The organism is Roseimicrobium sp. ORNL1 (genome assembly GCF_011044495.1).
GTDB lineage: Bacteria > Verrucomicrobiota > Verrucomicrobiia > Verrucomicrobiales > Verrucomicrobiaceae > Roseimicrobium.
Map to the genome: position 1 here is coordinate 641,868 of NZ_CP049143.1, position 15,387 is coordinate 657,254.

Genomic DNA, 15,387 nt, shown 5'->3' on the forward strand with positions numbered 1-15,387 from the left:
CTTTTGCTACCAGCAACCACATATCCTCTTCCTGACTGGACAGCGTGGCAGCCGACCGTGCGTGCCACGTTGATGTTCATCGTCGAGGATGGGAAGGTGCTGCTGATCCAGAAGAAGCGGGGCTTTGGCATGGGAAAAGTAAACGGTCCCGGGGGCAAGCTGGATCCCGGTGAAGAGGAATTGGCCTGCGCGGTGCGTGAGACGGAAGAGGAGCTTCACGTCACCGCGATCGATGCGGTGAAGCGTGGGGAGCTCTGGTTCCAGTTCGTGGATGGCATGGCCATGCATGTGGCGGTGTTCCAGGCGCCAAAGTACACAGGTCATGCCGCGGAGACGGAAGAAGCGGTGCCACTGTGGACGCCGATTGATGCCATTCCATTTGAACGCATGTGGGCGGATGACATCCACTGGCTGCATCGTATGCTCACCGGCACGGAGCAATTCCTTGGCACGTTCCTTTTCGATGGCGACACCATGCTCACCCACGATGTAGTGTGGAGAGATGCCTGAAGAACTGCGCTTGGGAATGATCGGACTCGACACTTCACACAGTGTCGAATTCACCCGGCGGCTGAATGATCCCGCCAACCCGCAACACATCCCAGGTGCACGCGTGGTGCATGGTTTCCCGGAGTTCAGCCCGGACATGTCATGGAGCGTGGAGCGGGTGAAGGAATTTACCCGCGAACTCGAAGAACAGCACGGTGTGCTCATGCTGGGCAGCATCGCGGAAGTAGTGGCCGAGTCGGATGCCATTCTGCTCTGCAGCCTCGATGGCCGGAAGCACCTCGCACAGGTGGAGCCTGTGTTCGCCGCGAAGAAACCCGTATTCGTGGACAAGCCGGTCGCTGCCACGCTTAAGGACGTCGTCTCGCTCTACGAACTGGCTGCGGAGTCCGAGACGCCGTGTTTCAGTGCCTCTGCGATGCGGTGGTATCCCGGCATCATTGGGGTGGCTCAAGCGGACGTGGGCGCAGTGCGTGGCGCCATTTCGTACGGCCCTTCTCCACTGGAGCCAAATCATCCTGATCTCTTTTTCTACGGCATCCATCCCACCGAGGCCCTCTTCACTGTGCTCGGTTCCGGATGCCAGCGTGTACAACGCGTCACCACGCCGCACACTTCCGTGGTGACTGGCATGTGGGAGGATGGGAAGGTCGGCACGCTGCATGCGATTCATCGCTGGCCTGCGGAGTACAAGGTGACGAAGTTCGGCGACACCGGCATCTTCGAGCAGAAAGAAGCTGGTGATTACACGCCCATGCTGCGGGAGATTGTGAAGTTCTTCCAGACGCGGAAAGCTCCCGTGACCATGTCCGAGACGCTGGAGATCTACTGTTTCATGGAAGCCGCGGATGAGAGTCGGAGATGGGGTGGCACGAGTGTGGAACTGAGCGAGGTGCTGGCACGGGCGAGCGAGTGAAGGGGTTCCGGAGAACGGCGCGACATCAGTTGCCGAAGGCTTTGGACTGCGTGCAGCCTGCTGCTGCTTTCTTCAGCGCAGCTTGCTGCGCGCATTCACCGCGACGAAGTCGCCAAGCATTCTCCCAGTACTTCAAACTACGGATGAGTGTCACCATCGCCGCAGCAGGCTGCACGCAGTCCAAGGACGCTTCGCGTCACTTGAGAGGCCACTCCTTTTGTCACCTCCCACTCCGCGGATCCAGCGCATCACGCAGGCCATCACCGAGGAAGTTCAGGGCGAGAAGGGTGAGGGCAAAAAAGAGACCGGGAAAAGTCAACAGCCACCAGGCATTCTCGATCTGTGTGGATCCGTCATTGATCAACACACCCCAAGAAGCGGCAGGTGGTTGAATGCCCAAGCCGAGGAAACTCAGGGTGGCTTCCAGCAGCATGACGCCGGGAACAGTCAGGCTGGCGTAAATGATGACCGGGCCAATCACATTCGGCAAAAGGTGACGACCCAGGATGCTCCAACCGCGGGCACCGAAAGCGCGTGCGGCGGTGATGAACTCCTGCTTTCGCAAAGCCAGTGTCTGTCCACGCACTACGCGTGCCATGGTGAGCCATTCCACCGCACCGATGGCCGCAAACAGGATGATGAAGCTGGCATTGAACCCAATGTCTTCCAACGCCCCCTTTACCCCGGGAATGACTCCGAGCCAATTGAGCACCTTTGCGGTGAAATGCTCGACGGCCTCGTTCTTTCCCAAGACGGCATTGAGCAGGATGACGAATACGATGAAGGGAAACGCATACAGGATATCCACGATGCGCATCATGAAGGCATCGAGCCGGCCACCCACCAGGCCTGAGACCAGTCCGTAGGTAACACCGATCACTGCGGCGACCGCTGTGGCCACCAGCCCCACGAGTAGCGAGACCCGACCGCCATACATCACTCGAGTAGCCACATCACGCCCCAGAGAGTCTGTCCCCATCCAATGTTGCGCGGAAGGGGGCGAAGCTTGCTTCTGCAAATCCTGATCCGACTGCTTGTAGGGAGACCGCATGGGGCCAAAGACGCAGACTGCCCCCAGGATAATCAGAAAAATGAACCCGCCTACCGCGAGCACATTGTGCGTAAGGCGTCGGAAAGCGAGGCGCCACGGCGACTCACCTGCGATGGGTGCGATTGGAGAAACGGCACTCATGTCACGTCACGTCTTGAGGCCAATCTTGGGGTTCACCGCAGCCTGGAGCAGGTCCACGAGGATGTTGAACACGACCACCAGCACCGCGAAAAAGAGCGTGATGCCCATGGCGAGATTGTGATCATTCTCGAAAGCCGAGTTCACGAAGTGCTGCCCGAGACCGGGAATCTGGAAGACTGTCTCAATGACGAAGGATCCCGTAAGCAAACCAGCCACCGCAGGGCCGAGGTAATTCAGCACAGGAAGGCAGGCCAGCTTCATGGCGTGCCGCACCACCACGCCGCGCTCATCCACTCCCTTGGCCCGAGCGGTGCGGATGAAGTCCTGCACCAGGGTCTCCCGCAGTCCTCCACGCGTCAGACGCGCAATGGGGCCACTGTAGATGAAGCCCAGTGTCAACGAAGGCAGGACCCAATCACCCGGGTCCATCCAGCCTGATACATTAAACCAGCCCAGCCAGAGTCCAAAAATCAGCGCGACGATGGGCCCCAGGACCAAGCTTGGCAGGCAGACACCCAGAGTGGCGAGGAACGTAGCCGTCCGATCCTGCCACGTGTGTGGCTTCAGTGCCGCGATGGCTCCCAGGGGAATTCCCAGAAGCAACGCGATCAGAAGCGAGGGAACGGCAATGGCCAGCGACACTGGAAACGCCTGCACAATGATCTCACCGACACCCCGCCCCGGCTTCTTCATGCAGTTGGGAGGGTTCAAGGTGGCGTAGTGCGTGAAGACACGCCAAAGCTGTTCGTCCCACCTCTTGTTGAATCCAAAGTATTCCTCAAAGCGGGCCCGTTGCTCCGGCGGAATCTCCCTTTCATTGTTGAATGGGCTGCTTGGCGAAAGCTTCTGCAGGAAAAACGTGATCACCAGCACCGCCAGCACCACAACGATGCCCTGAAGAATGCGGCTGGCGAGGAATTGAACCATGAGGCGCTTCGTTTTGTTTTCCTTGAATCAGGGGGCAAGTTCAAGCGCCTTGTAAGAACGATGTTCGAGGACGCTGGGTTTCCAACCCTTCACCTCCGGTCGCATCAGGTAGCTGTGCACATACCAGTAAATGGGAATGATGGGGAGATCCTCAAGCAACAGGGCCTCTGCCTGCCCCAGCAGTTCGAGGCGCTTTTTCGCATCGCCTTCTACCGAGGACTTCGCCAGCAACTCGTCATAGGCAGGATTGCTCCATCCCGTCTCGTTGTTGCCGTCGCCTGTCTTCCAGATGCTGAGGAACGTGTACGGATCAGGGTAGTCTCCCACCCAGCCGGCGCGGCACACAGAATAGTCCAACCGGCGTTGTGATTCGAGATAGACGCCCCAGTCTTGATTGTGAATGCCCACCGGAATGTTCAGGTGCTTCTTCCACATTTCCTGGATGGCTTCTGCGATGGTGCGATGGCCTTCGCTGGTATTGATGAGGATGTCGAACTTGGGGAAGCCCTTGCCGTCTGGAAAGCCAGCCTCTGCCAGCAAGCGACGGGCTTCCTCCGGATCAAACTTCAACACCTGTGGCGCATTCGTGTAGCCGAGGTATTCCGGGTGCGGGGTCATACCCACGGCAGGCTTCTGTCCGCCCCTGAGTACATTCTTGATCAAACTCTCGCGATCCACCGCGAGTGCCAGTGCGCGCCGCACGCGCTTGTCGTTGAGCGGCGGCTTGGTGGTGTTGATCCGGTAGAAATAGACGCTCAGCAGCGGATCCTCATGAAATACATCCTGGTGATTTTTGCGGTAGTCCGGAATCTGCGGCAGCGGCATGGTCATGGTGGCATGCAACTGCCCGTCACGAAACGCACGCTCCTCCGTGGCATCACTCTTGATGGGCAGGAAGACAATTTCGTTCAGCTTCACCGCGCCCGCGTCCCAATAGTACGGGTTCCGTTCCACCGTGGTGGAATGGGTGAAGCGCCATTCCTTGAGACGGAAGGGGCCGTTGCCCACCATGTTCCCCGCGCGGGTCCAGCGCGATTCGCGATCTGTCATGCTGCCAAACTTCTCAACCACATGCCGTGGGACAGGGAACCACGAATAGTGCTTCATCATTCCCAGCACATAGGGCATGGGACCCGTGAGCGTGAGCTCGAGTGTGTGGTCGTCCTTCGCCTTGATCCCCACTTCCGAGAAATCCTTGATTTTTCCGGCATTAAACTCCTCCGCATTCTTCAGCGGAAAGAGCATGGACGCATACTGGGCTATCAACTCAGGAGTGAGCATCCGCTGGTAAGACCACACGAAATCATGGGCGGTGAGTGGAGTTCCATCGCTCCACTTGGCCTCCGGCCGGAGGTGGAAGGTCCAGTGGATGAAATCTGTGGTTTCCCAGCTCGAAGCCACTCCGGGAGCGTTGGCATCAGGGTTGTTTGGGTCAGGAGCGACGAGGCCCTCAAAGAGGGCGGAGAAGATCATGTGCTCAGGCTGACCCGTGGCCAGGTGGGGATCGAGCGTGCCGACCTCTGACCCATTGCCAAGAATAAGACGCTGCTCACGCGCCGCCGCAATGACGCGAGGTGGCCGGTTGGTGCGCCACTCATGGAAGGCGTACACTCCCGTGACCAGGAACACCAGAACGGCGAGGCGGATAAGCCAGGATTTCATGGTGGAAACAGTCATTAGGGGCAGGGCAGCGTTCAAATAATCATGAGCAATTGGGCCGCGGTGGGGTCGAAGTACGGTGGCGCATGATGCTAAAAGCGTACCGGAGTCCGGAGCAATCATCTTTTCTCGCAGAAAGCGCTTCTTTGAGCGTAAATTTCAACTTCATGCGTAGATGATGATTGGTAAGTGTGCACCCGGCCCCTGCGGCGGCGGTTGACTTCCGGGTCGGAGTCGCCAAAGCCCTTGTGCCCACGCGCCTGCCGATCCAAGCTTTGCCCGTGACTCTGAACTTGCCTGCTTAGACCTGAACTGATCCCGTTTTGCCAGCCTGCCCATGAGGGACTATTTCATTCGCCGCTTCCTATTGATGATTCCGACGCTGGTCGGAGCGACGATGATCGTCTACTTCATCATCCGCATGGCGCCGGGCGGCCCGGTCGAGGCCATGATGCGACAGCAGCAGGCGCTCAATGCCCAGCGCAGCATGAAGGACCCGGGAGGCAGCCTGAGTGAGGAGCAAAAGGACCAGCTCCTGATGCACTTCAAACTCGATAAGCCGTACCTCATTGGTTACCTCATGTGGCTCGGAGCTCTACCGAGTGAAGAGCAATATCAAATGATTCCCCTGGAGGGCGTGCCCAAAAGCGTCCCGGTGAAGCTGACGGTGGCAGAGCTCGACAAAGGTGGGACCCCCACAGGCAAGATGGTGGAAGTCGAGGCCACGGCTCATACGGATGGAAGTGTGGTAGGTGCCAACGGCCAGGCAATCCCCACGTGGCGGGCGACCCCGGACTGGGACAATGACCGGATGATCGTGTCCCGAGCTGGATGGTCTGGTTGGTTTAGCTCCCTATTCAATGCATCACAGCGCAGCCAGAAGGTGGAGATGAAGAGGGTGGAGCAGAAGGTGGAAGCGAACCTACGCCGGCTGCTGCCGAAGAAGCAATGGACCCCCACCAACGCTTATGAAGTGGTGAAGGCCACGGTGAGCACGGATGGCAGCATCGTGGGAGCGGACAGGAAAAAAATCGACGGATGGAGAGCTCGCACTGACTGGAACAAGGGGCGCATCGTGGCCTACAGGCCGGACTTTGAAGGCGTGCTGCAGGGAACTTTTTACGACTCCCTCCGGTACAATGAACCTGTGGTGAACATGATGGCCGCGCGCATGCCGGTGTCCCTTTTCTACGGCCTGATTTCGACCATCATCACCTATGTCATCTGCCTTCCGCTCGGGATCTTGAAGGCCATTAGACATCGGACCGTTCTCGACAACACTACGTCCCTCCTGATTTTTGCCGGATACGCGGTGCCGGCCTTCGTACTGGGCAGTGTCCTGGCCGTGTTCCTCGCGGCAAGGTTCGGCTGGTTCCCGACATCAGGGTTTGTCAGTGAGAACTTCGAGGATCTTTCCATCGGAGGGAAGGCGTGGGACCTGATCCATCACGGTACCCTTCCGATGATTTGCTACCTCATCGGAAACTTCGCGTTCCTCACGATGCTCATGAAAAACAGCCTGCTGGACAACCTCGCGGCTGATTACGTGAGGACGGCCATTGCCAAGGGCTCCGGCTTCAAGACAGCCGTCTTCCGCCATGCGCTGAGGAATTCGCTCATTCCCATCATGACCACCCTGGGAGGCATCGTGGGTGTGTTCGTCACCGGCTCGATTTTGATTGAGCGCATTTTTGATATCAATGGCTTCGGCATGCTGAGCTATCAGGCGATTCTGGACCGCGACATGTTCCTGATGATGGGAATTCTCACGGTGAATGTGTTCCTCATCATGCTGGGGAATATCCTCTCTGACTACTTCGTGGCCCTGATGGATCCACGCATCCGCTTTGACTAGGAGATGTCCCCGAGAAATTTTGGCCTGCTTCTGACCCTGTATGCAGCCCTCGCGGGAGTGCTCCGCGGGCTGGGACTGAATGTGCCTGTGTTCAAAGTGCCCTTCTTGGGTGGTGAGACCGCCGGGTGGATCTTGAGTGTCCTGTTCTTTTTGGTCGGCCTGTGGTTGCTGATTTCAGGCTCCAGGGATTGGCAGTTGAGCCCCCTTACGCTCAAGCAAATTCGCCGGTTCCGCTCCATCAAGCAGGGCTATTGGTCCTTCCTGATCCTGCTAGCGCTGACGGGCGTGGCAATGCTGGACAACCTCCTCGTGGGCAGGCGTGCGCTCGCTGTGAAGTATGAAGGCCAGCTCTACCTCCCCTTCATCCAGGACGGCATCATTCCGGGCAGCAAGTTCGGCCTCGGCTATGAGGCGGAAACTGACTATCGCGAGCTGCGCAAACTTTTCCAAAAGGAGAACAAGGGCAACTGGGTCGTGCTTCCTTTGATTCCCTTCGCTCCCAGCCAGGATTCGCCCGATGTCATCGAAGTGCTGGAGAAGCGCGGAGATGGAAAGTACTACCGCCAAGGCATCGACGAGCCTTTCAGCGGACGCGCCTATACCTCCTTCAAAGAGAAGCCCACCCAGAAGCGCCGCGAGTACACGCTCCGCTATGGAGTCTTCCAAGGCGAGATGCGCGGATGGGACGCGAAGGGGGAGCAGAACGAGCGCGGCAAATATCAAGACGGCAAGCGCACGACATACACCGACTACCAAAACGGTGCAGGAGAGGCACTGGAGACCCAGGCGAGCCCTGACCTGCAGGCGCAGATCTTCCCACCAGCTGCCCCTTCATGGCACAATGGCCACTTCCTCGGCACGAGCTCCTCTGGGGGTGACATCCTGGCCACGCTATTCGGTGGATGGCAGCAGGCTCTTCTCGCCTCTGTGCTGTACGTCACGTTTGTCTTTGTAGCGGGCGTGGTGGTGGGGGGTGTCTCGGGATACTTCGGCGGGCTGACGGACTTGCTCGGCCAGCGCATCCTGGAAATCTGGGCCGCACTGCCATTCCTCTTTGTGGTGATGATCGTGAGTTCACTCATCGAGCCGCGGTTGCTCATTCTCGTGGGCATCATCGCCTTCTTCGGGTGGAAGGGCGTCGCCAGCTACATCCGTACGGAAACCTTGAGGGAAAAGGCGAGGGACTACGTGGCCGCAGCGAAACTCACTGGCGCCAGCACGGGGCGCATCCTCTTCAAGCATGTGCTGCCAAATACGATCTCTGTGCTGGTGACGCTGGCTCCGTTTGAAGTGACGGGCATCATCACCTCGCTGGCGGCGCTGGACTTCCTTGGCTTCGGTCTGCCGCCGGATGAGCCCAGTTGGGGACGTCTGCTCCAGGAAGGCACGGAGAATTTCAACTACCCATGGATTGTCGCTTCCGCCTTCGCGGCGATGGTCATCGTGCTGGTGCTCGTCACGTTTGTCGGGGAAGCGATCCGTGAGGCCTTTGATCCCAAGAAATTCACGACGTACCGCTGATGAACGCGCGCTTTCTTCACCTCCTGTATGCCGCGGCCATCACCGCATGGATGGCGGTATCCATGCCCGCTTCGGCCGCAGACGATCGGTTTCCTCCTTACGACAACACTTCGGAGGTGCAGGCCTTCTGGAAATCGCAGCCGGAGTTCTTCCAGTGGAAGACACCTGAGGATCTGCCCAAGGATCTGAAATGGGAAAATGGTGGGGACAACCTTCCTGAAATGGGCGACCCTGCTGCCAAGAAGGGCGGCACCTTCCACGACATGGTGGACACCTTTCCCGCCACGCTGCGCAACATTGGCCCCGATGCCAACAACTCCTTCCGCAGCGAGCACCATGACAACATCCTGATCACGCTGGTGCAGCGTCATTTGAACGTGGACGCATGGGTGCCAGCCCTGGCAGATCAATGGGCCATTTCGCCGGACAGGAAGACTGTTTACTACAAGCTCGATCCGAAGGCCACCTACTCAGACGGCAAACCAGTGCGGGTGGAGGATTTCTTCATGACGTTCTACATCATGCGCAGTCCCCATATTCAGGACCCGTGGTACAACGACTTCTACAAAAAGGAATATTCCAATATCACCAAGTATGATGAACACACGCTGTCCATCACCATTCCTGCGGTGAAGCCGGACCCGCTGTGGTTCGCGGACCTTCCACCCTCGCCCATGGAGTTCTACAAGGAGTTCTCGGAGGACTTCCCCAAGCGCTATCAGTGGCGCAAGACACCCACCACCGGCGCCTACGAAATCTACGACGACGATGTGAAGAAGGGGCGCTCCATCACACTGACGCGCGTGAAGGACTGGTGGGCGAAGGACAAGAAGCATTTCCGCTATCGCTTCAATCCGGACTACATCCAGTACACCGTCGTCGGCAGCCTGGACAAGGCGTTCGAAATCTTCCGTCAGGGGAAGCTCGACTGGTTCGCGATGGGTCTGCCTCGCTATTGGTATGACAAGTCCGAGATTCCGGAGGTGTACAAGGGATACATTGAGCGGCAGATCTTCTTCAATGACTATCCGCGCATCTCTCGCGGCATCTATATCAACCAGAGCAAGCCTGAACTGGACAAGCTCGATGTGCGCATTGGCATTGCCCACTCGCTGAACTTCCAGAAGGTCATTGATGTGGACTTTCGCGGTGACTACCAGCGGATGAAAAGCACCTTTGCTGGATTTGGGAGATTCACGAATCCCAACGTCCGCCCCAGGGAGTACGATGTGGTCAAGGCACGCGAACACTTTGCCAAGGCGGGGTACACCAAAGCGGGGCCTGACGGTGTGCTCGTGAATGGCTCAGGTCGCAGGCTGTCGTTCACGTTGTCCATGCCTCAGGGGCCGTTTGTTCCCATGATGCTCCGCTTGAAGGAAGAAGCGCTCAAGGCAGGCCTGGATATTGTGGTGGAAGCGCAGGATTCCACCCAGCTCTTCAAGAAGCTGGATCAAAAGAACCACGAAATGTGCCTCGTGGGTTATGGCGCTTCGCTACCCTATCCGCGCTTTTGGGAGAACTATCATAGCGATAATGCGTGGAAGATCGGTCCTGATGGCACGAAGAAGATCGTGCCGGACACCAACAACATCACCATGACGGCGGATCCCGTGATGGACCCCATCATCGATCGGCAACGCATCGCGGCCACGGAAGATGAGATGCAGGATCTCTCCTGGAAACTCCAGGAAATGGTGGAGGCTTTGAGCGTGTCCATTCCCGCGTGGGAGTCGCCCTCTTACCGCTTCTCCCACTGGCGCTGGATTCGCTGGCCACACGACGGCAACCTCAAGCGCAGCCAGCTTCCCCTGGATACCATGGTCCACTGGATTGACGAGGACGTGGAAAAAGAAACCCGCGAGGCCATGCGTGAAGGCAAGTCCTTTGGCGAGGTCATTCGCATCTTCGACCAATTCCGGATTCAATGAGCAGCGGCGCCTCCATTCTAGAAGTCAGGAATCTCGTCACCGCGTTCGACACGGACGCGGGACGCGTGGTCGCCGTGGACGGCATCAGCTTCGAAGTGCCGCGTGGAAAGACGCTCGGCATCGTCGGGGAGTCAGGATGCGGCAAGAGCGTGACGGCCTTTTCCATCACGCGATTGCTGCCCCAGCCCCATGGCAAGATTCTTGAGGGTGACATCCTCTATGAAGACCGCAATCTTCCCAAGCTCCCCTTGGACGAGATGAAGAAGCTGCGCGGGAAGGAAATCAGCATGATCTTCCAGGAGCCCATGACGGCGCTCAACCCCGTGCAGACGGTGGGCCGACAGCTGGCGGAAGCGATTCTCCTGCACTCGGACTGCGGCAGGCGTGAGGTGCTGGAGCGTTCGCTGGAACTCATGCGGAAGGTGCGCATCCCTTCGCCTGAGGTGCGCCTCGGAGAGTATCCCCACCAGCTCAGCGGTGGCATGCGCCAGCGTGTGATGATCGCCATGGCGCTGATCCACAAGCCGAAGCTGCTCATCGCGGATGAACCTACCACCGCACTGGATGTGACGGTGCAGGCGCAGATTTTGGAGCTCATCTCGGACCTGCAAAAGGAAATGGGCATGAGCGTGGTGCTCATCACGCATGACATGGGCGTCATTGCGGAAGTTTGCGATGAGGTCGTGGTGATGTACGCCGGTCGCATCGTGGAGCGCGCTCCGGTGTTCGAGCTCTTTGCCAATCCGCGTCACGCATACACGCGCGGACTGCTGGCTTCGATTCCCCGCCTGGATGATGTGCCCAAGACCAAGCTGCGCGCCATCCCGGGAAGTGTGCCGGCGATCAATACGCTGAAGCCCGGCTGCCGCTTCGCGGAGCGCTCTGGGAAGCCGCATGAACACGATCATCTGAACGTGCGCCCGCCCTACCACGAAATCTCCCCCGGTCATTGGGTGGAGCATTGCCCCATCTGCGTCTCATGAGTCTGCTGAAGATTGAAAACGTCAAGATGCACTTCCCCGTGCGCGGGGGTGTGCTGCGCCGCGCCGTGGCGCAGTGCAAGGCCGTCGATGGTGTCAGTCTGGAAGTGGCCAAGGGCGAGACGCTGGGTCTGGTGGGCGAGAGCGGTTGCGGCAAGACGACGCTGGGCAAGACCATTGTGCGATTGCTGAGTCCCACGGAGGGGCGCATTGAATTCGACGGCACGGACATCTCTCATGCCAGTCACCGCTCGCTCCGTCCTGTGAGGCGGAACATGCAGATGATTTTCCAGGATCCGGCGGAGTCGCTCAATCCACGCCTCACGGTGCGGGACATTCTGGAGGAGCCGTTCATCGTGCAGAAGCTTGGCACACGCGAGGAGCGCCGGCAGTGGGTGATTGATCTTCTGGAAAAGGTGGGCCTGCAGGCGGCGCATGCGGATCGTTTCCCCTTCGAGTTCTCCGGCGGGCAGCGCCAGCGCATTGGCATTGCCCGTGCCATTGCGCTCAAGCCAAAGCTTGTGGTGTGCGATGAACCCGTGTCCGCGCTGGACGTCAGCGTGCAGAGCCAGGTGCTGAATCTCATGCTGGATCTGCAGCGTGACCTTGGTCTGAGTTACCTCTTCATCGCACATGGTCTGAGTGTGGTGAAGCACATGAGTGACCGCGTGGCGGTGATGTACTTGGGGAAGGTGGTCGAGCTTGCGTCGGCGGAGGCGCTTTATCGTAATCCGCGCCATGCCTATACGAAGGCCCTTCTGGATGCCATTCCCGAGCCTGATCCGGCCAAGCGTCATCCCCGTCGCTTGTTGAGCGGTGATGTGCCCTCTCCCATCAATCCCCCGGAGGGCTGCGCCTTCGGTCACCGCATGAAACATCCGCGCTGGAAGGAAAGTGTGGGCATCGACCTCAAGCTGGAAGAGGTTCAGCCCGGTCATTGGGTGCAGAAGTGCCCCTGCTGCGTGGAGTAGCGCTGTAGAATACAGCAGCAATATCCTCCTGGCCGAAGCGGACGACAGCACTCACTGGCTGCGATGCATTGCCGCAGTGAAGGGCACCTTTGAACGAGACTGTTTGGTATACCGAAGCGGGCGTTGAAGCCGGTCGGTTTTCACGTCGCTTTGCCCGAGTTGACCTGGCTGCCAGGATGATAGCCGCCTTTTCCTGGCAAGACTGAGCGTCGAAAAATTCAGAGGTTACAGGTAAAAATCCTTAGTAAAGACTAGTGCATTTTGCACCGCCAACGCTGCATCCGGTTGGGGTAAGGCAGACGAATCGACAGGCGTAATTACAACGTCGTTTGGCGCATGTGAGTGGGACTTTTTGCTTCTTGCTTCCACGGCGCAAAACGCCCTATGCTCACCTGAATTCCATCATAAATACCTATCATGAACCGCCGTCATTTTATCGCAGCAAGCGGAGCAGCCGCAGCGGGAACAGTCTTCGCTGCTGACAAGGAAAAAGGGAAGGAGCAGGAGACCCACATCATCCCCAATGGAGTGCCTCTTACCCAGGAGCCTCTGGCCTATGAATATGCAGCCCTGGAGCCGCATATAGATGCGAAGACCATGGAGATCCATTACAGCAGGCACCATGTCGCCTACCTGACGAATCTCACCAAGGCGCTTGATGAGGCCAAGTTGAAAGTGGCCAACGCCATCTCTCTCATTCAGGACATCAATGGACTGCCTGATTCCCTCCAGACGGTGGTGCGCAACAATGGTGGCGGTCATGTGAATCACACGCTTTTCTGGCGCTGGCTGCGACCTGAGGGCAAAGGAGTCAAGGAACCCGGCGGCAAGCTGGCGGAAGCGATTCAGAGCGACCTTGGCGGCTTGGATAACCTCAAGAAGGCCATGAACGAAGCGGCCATGAAGCGCTTTGGCTCCGGCTGGGCGTGGTTGATCTATGGTCCAGACAAGAAACTGATGGTCACCTCCACCGCCAATCAGGACAACCCCATGATGAAGGGCATTGTACCCGATGCCGAAGTGGGACGTCCTCTCTTCGGCGTGGACGTGTGGGAGCATGCCTACTACCTCAAGTACCTCAACAAGCGCCAGGACTACCTCACTGCCTGGTGGAATGTGGTGAACTGGGAACGCGCTGAGCGCAACTACGCCCTGGTGACCTCGGCATGAGTCGCGAGAATCTCGCGCGCGGTTTGAGCAAGCGTGAAGTCGAAGGCCTCCGACAGGAGGCCTGGATCGGCGATGCCGTGCTGGAACTCTACGTGCGGGAGTACATCCTCAAACAAGATGCGTCGCGTGATGATGCGCGGCGCATCAGCCTGGTGCGGAATTCGTTTCTTAATCGGATTGGCCAGCCCACCCGCGTCGAGGCGGAGATTGGCCGCCGCTACAACGAAGGCGGGTTGGACGCGGCCTATGCATGGATACGCGAGCAGTTGGAGCCCCTGATAACAGAGGCCCAGAAGGCACTGCCACGTGCTGCTCCCCAGCGAAAGAAAGCCCGGCGCTGAGCAGACTCAAAGTCTCGCACTGGAGCATCACGCATGCGTGCCTGACTGCTGACCCTTAACTGGACTGGGACAACTGGTGGAGGCGCTTCAGTTCCGACTGGTCTTCCGGAGAGAATTTTTCTACAGGCACATCGAATTCCTGGCCGTCTTCACGGCGGAACCGCGCCGTGGCGCCCGTGGAATCATTGAAGCGCACCAACGAGGCCTTCATTGGCCTGCCATCGGCGCTTCTCCACTCCCGCACTTCCGTGGGGAGTGCTGCGGTAGTAGGTGACGCAGCAGATGACGCTGGCATCGCCGGAGGAGACGTCGATGCCGTGGGAGGTGCAACCTCAGGACTTGCAGGCGCTGGTGTCACCGAGTTCGATGCCGATGGTGACGCCTCCGGTTGTGCCTTGGCACTTGCTGCTGCCTTCTCACTTGCTGCGGAAGTGGGCTTCGTTCCCTTCGCCATGGTGCCGGTGTCCTTCGCGGGCTTTGGCGGAGCAAAGAAGGGAAACACCACCTGCTTGTTCATGCCATCGTAACGCCGCTGGATTCCCTTCGCCGGATCTTCCGAGTCGCCCACCGCGGAGCCGATGACGATTTCCTCATAGAACATGGCGCCCCGCACCCCCACGGCAAGCCGCGTGGGCAGTTTCGGCTGGCCCGCGAGCACGAGGTTCGCTGTATGCCACGCTGCGGTGCAGATGAACTTCTTCGCCTCGCCGTTGAACTTCCTAAGGTCAGGCACATGCACCAGGAAGACGCAATCGTCTTCGCGGAGATGGCAGTATGTCAGGAACTGACCGTCCGTGAGAGACAATGAGGACTTCTTCTTGGCCTTCTCGACGCCAGCGTTGCGATACTCCCGGATCACCAGGGAGAACTTTTCGGCCAGTTCCTTTGCTACGGGCGTGTTTCCATGAGCGGCACCATTGCGGTTCGAGGTGATGAGGCTGTTTGCACTGTCGAACTCGGCGTTCCCTGGCCCTGCAAGCGCTTTCCCCTCCGGCAATTTGACGAAGGGGAGGAGGACGGACATCGCGATGGCCAGCAGCACGCTGAGGATCGTCCAGACGTTGGCAGGAATGAAGAAGAAGGTGTGCGGGTGGTACTTATACACCCATGGCTGCCCGGTTTTGGGGTTCACCATCATCTGTTGCACGGGCTTGCCCAGCGTGGCGGCATACAGCCAGACACATAGCGCCGATGTCCAGAATCCGAGGATCATCGACAATGTCGACATCTCGATTTTAGCAAGGGCGCCCAAAACGCCAAAGACTAACGAGCCGCCAATGAGACCGGCCACCGCTGCGACCGGGATAAGAATACCGTGACCTCTCCAAATAAGCATATTCCATCATCACTCCTCAGATTTTATTCTTATGCAAGTAAATAGATGTGCGTGCGGCTATAAGGTCAGTTAACTAGTTGGCGA

At 58.4% G+C, this 15,387-nt stretch carries 13 protein-coding genes; 9 read left to right on the plus strand and 4 right to left on the minus strand.

What is annotated here, in order from left to right:
* Positions 1 to 72 precede the first annotated feature (72 nt).
* On the plus strand, positions 73 to 510 hold the full coding sequence (locus G5S37_RS02565) for an 8-oxo-dGTP diphosphatase (protein WP_165200481.1): 438 nt from the start codon (positions 73 to 75) through the stop codon (positions 508 to 510).
* Positions 503 to 1,423 carry a Gfo/Idh/MocA family oxidoreductase gene (locus tag G5S37_RS02570; protein ID WP_165200483.1) on the plus strand — a complete coding sequence of 307 codons (921 nt, stop codon included), beginning with the start codon at positions 503 to 505 and terminating at the stop codon, positions 1,421 to 1,423. The genes G5S37_RS02565 and G5S37_RS02570 overlap by 8 nt, the downstream gene beginning before the upstream one ends.
* A 220-nt stretch (positions 1,424 to 1,643) precedes the next feature.
* Here the strand turns inward: G5S37_RS02570 and G5S37_RS02575 are convergent, their stop codons facing one another.
* From G5S37_RS02575 to G5S37_RS02585, 3 genes are read right to left on the minus strand one after another with little or no spacing between them, the layout of a single operon-like run.
* Complete coding sequence (locus tag G5S37_RS02575; RefSeq protein WP_165200485.1) at positions 1,644 to 2,615, minus strand: ABC transporter permease; 972 nt, start codon at positions 2,613 to 2,615, stop codon at positions 1,644 to 1,646.
* 6 nt (positions 2,616 to 2,621) lie between these two features.
* On the minus strand, positions 2,622 to 3,542 hold the full coding sequence (locus G5S37_RS02580) for an ABC transporter permease (protein WP_165200487.1): 921 nt from the start codon (positions 3,540 to 3,542) through the stop codon (positions 2,622 to 2,624).
* A gap of 27 nt (positions 3,543 to 3,569) precedes the next feature.
* Positions 3,570 to 5,204: a peptide ABC transporter substrate-binding protein gene (locus tag G5S37_RS02585; protein WP_165200489.1), complete on the minus strand. Its 1,635-nt coding sequence runs from the start codon at positions 5,202 to 5,204 to the stop codon at positions 3,570 to 3,572.
* Between the two features lie 334 nt (positions 5,205 to 5,538).
* On the opposite strand from G5S37_RS02585, the gene G5S37_RS02590 reads away from it, so the two are divergent.
* The 7 genes from G5S37_RS02590 to G5S37_RS02620 all read left to right on the plus strand — a co-directional run bounded on the left by G5S37_RS02590 (position 5,539) and on the right by G5S37_RS02620 (position 13,967).
* Complete coding sequence (locus G5S37_RS02590; RefSeq protein WP_165200491.1) at positions 5,539 to 7,056, plus strand: ABC transporter permease; 1,518 nt, start codon at positions 5,539 to 5,541, stop codon at positions 7,054 to 7,056.
* A 3-nt stretch (positions 7,057 to 7,059) separates the two neighbouring features.
* Complete coding sequence (locus tag G5S37_RS02595; protein WP_165200493.1) at positions 7,060 to 8,577, plus strand: ABC transporter permease subunit; 1,518 nt, start codon at positions 7,060 to 7,062, stop codon at positions 8,575 to 8,577.
* Positions 8,577 to 10,505, plus strand: coding sequence for an extracellular solute-binding protein (locus tag G5S37_RS02600; protein ID WP_165200495.1), 1,929 nt, complete (start codon positions 8,577 to 8,579; stop codon positions 10,503 to 10,505). The genes G5S37_RS02595 and G5S37_RS02600 overlap by 1 nt, the downstream gene beginning before the upstream one ends.
* The gene (locus tag G5S37_RS02605; protein ID WP_165200497.1) at positions 10,502 to 11,488 is read left to right on the plus strand and encodes an ABC transporter ATP-binding protein; all 987 of its coding nucleotides are present in this window, start codon (positions 10,502 to 10,504) and stop codon (positions 11,486 to 11,488) included. Before G5S37_RS02600 ends, G5S37_RS02605 begins: the two co-directional genes overlap by 4 nt.
* The gene (locus G5S37_RS02610; RefSeq protein WP_165200499.1) at positions 11,485 to 12,456 is read left to right on the plus strand and encodes an ABC transporter ATP-binding protein; all 972 of its coding nucleotides are present in this window, start codon (positions 11,485 to 11,487) and stop codon (positions 12,454 to 12,456) included. The genes G5S37_RS02605 and G5S37_RS02610 overlap by 4 nt, the downstream gene beginning before the upstream one ends.
* Positions 12,457 to 12,873: 417 nt before the next feature.
* Positions 12,874 to 13,626, plus strand: coding sequence for a superoxide dismutase (locus G5S37_RS02615; RefSeq protein ID WP_165200502.1), 753 nt, complete (start codon positions 12,874 to 12,876; stop codon positions 13,624 to 13,626).
* On the plus strand, positions 13,623 to 13,967 hold the full coding sequence (locus tag G5S37_RS02620) for a ribonuclease III domain-containing protein (protein ID WP_206026279.1): 345 nt from the start codon (positions 13,623 to 13,625) through the stop codon (positions 13,965 to 13,967). The genes G5S37_RS02615 and G5S37_RS02620 overlap by 4 nt, the downstream gene beginning before the upstream one ends.
* A 55-nt stretch (positions 13,968 to 14,022) precedes the next feature.
* Here the strand turns inward: G5S37_RS02620 and G5S37_RS02625 are convergent, their stop codons facing one another.
* Positions 14,023 to 15,180 carry a hypothetical protein gene (locus G5S37_RS02625; protein WP_206026280.1) on the minus strand — a complete coding sequence of 386 codons (1,158 nt, stop codon included), beginning with the start codon at positions 15,178 to 15,180 and terminating at the stop codon, positions 14,023 to 14,025.
* Positions 15,181 to 15,387 lie beyond the last annotated feature (207 nt).

Bases quoted from the DNA above. Each gene is read 5' to 3' on its own strand.
- G5S37_RS02580 (WP_165200487.1), bottom strand. From the start codon at position 3,542: ATGGTTCAATTCCTCGCCAGCCGCATTCTTCAGGGCATCGTTGTGGTG.
- G5S37_RS02625 (WP_206026280.1), bottom strand. From the start codon at position 15,180: ATGATCCTCGGATTCTGGACATCGGCGCTATGTGTCTGGCTGTATGCC.
- G5S37_RS02590 (WP_165200491.1), top strand. From the start codon at position 5,539: ATGAGGGACTATTTCATTCGCCGCTTCCTATTGATGATTCCGACGCTG.
- G5S37_RS02585 (WP_165200489.1), bottom strand. From the start codon at position 5,204: ATGAAATCCTGGCTTATCCGCCTCGCCGTTCTGGTGTTCCTGGTCACG.
- G5S37_RS02605 (WP_165200497.1), top strand. From the start codon at position 10,502: ATGAGCAGCGGCGCCTCCATTCTAGAAGTCAGGAATCTCGTCACCGCG.
- G5S37_RS02615 (WP_165200502.1), top strand. From the start codon at position 12,874: ATGAACCGCCGTCATTTTATCGCAGCAAGCGGAGCAGCCGCAGCGGGA.
- G5S37_RS02595 (WP_165200493.1), top strand. From the start codon at position 7,060: ATGTCCCCGAGAAATTTTGGCCTGCTTCTGACCCTGTATGCAGCCCTC.
- G5S37_RS02620 (WP_206026279.1), top strand. From the start codon at position 13,623: ATGAGTCGCGAGAATCTCGCGCGCGGTTTGAGCAAGCGTGAAGTCGAA.
- G5S37_RS02570 (WP_165200483.1), top strand. From the start codon at position 503: ATGCCTGAAGAACTGCGCTTGGGAATGATCGGACTCGACACTTCACAC.
- G5S37_RS02575 (WP_165200485.1), bottom strand. From the start codon at position 2,615: ATGAGTGCCGTTTCTCCAATCGCACCCATCGCAGGTGAGTCGCCGTGG.
- G5S37_RS02600 (WP_165200495.1), top strand. From the start codon at position 8,577: ATGAACGCGCGCTTTCTTCACCTCCTGTATGCCGCGGCCATCACCGCA.
- G5S37_RS02565 (WP_165200481.1), top strand. From the start codon at position 73: ATGTTCATCGTCGAGGATGGGAAGGTGCTGCTGATCCAGAAGAAGCGG.
- G5S37_RS02610 (WP_165200499.1), top strand. From the start codon at position 11,485: ATGAGTCTGCTGAAGATTGAAAACGTCAAGATGCACTTCCCCGTGCGC.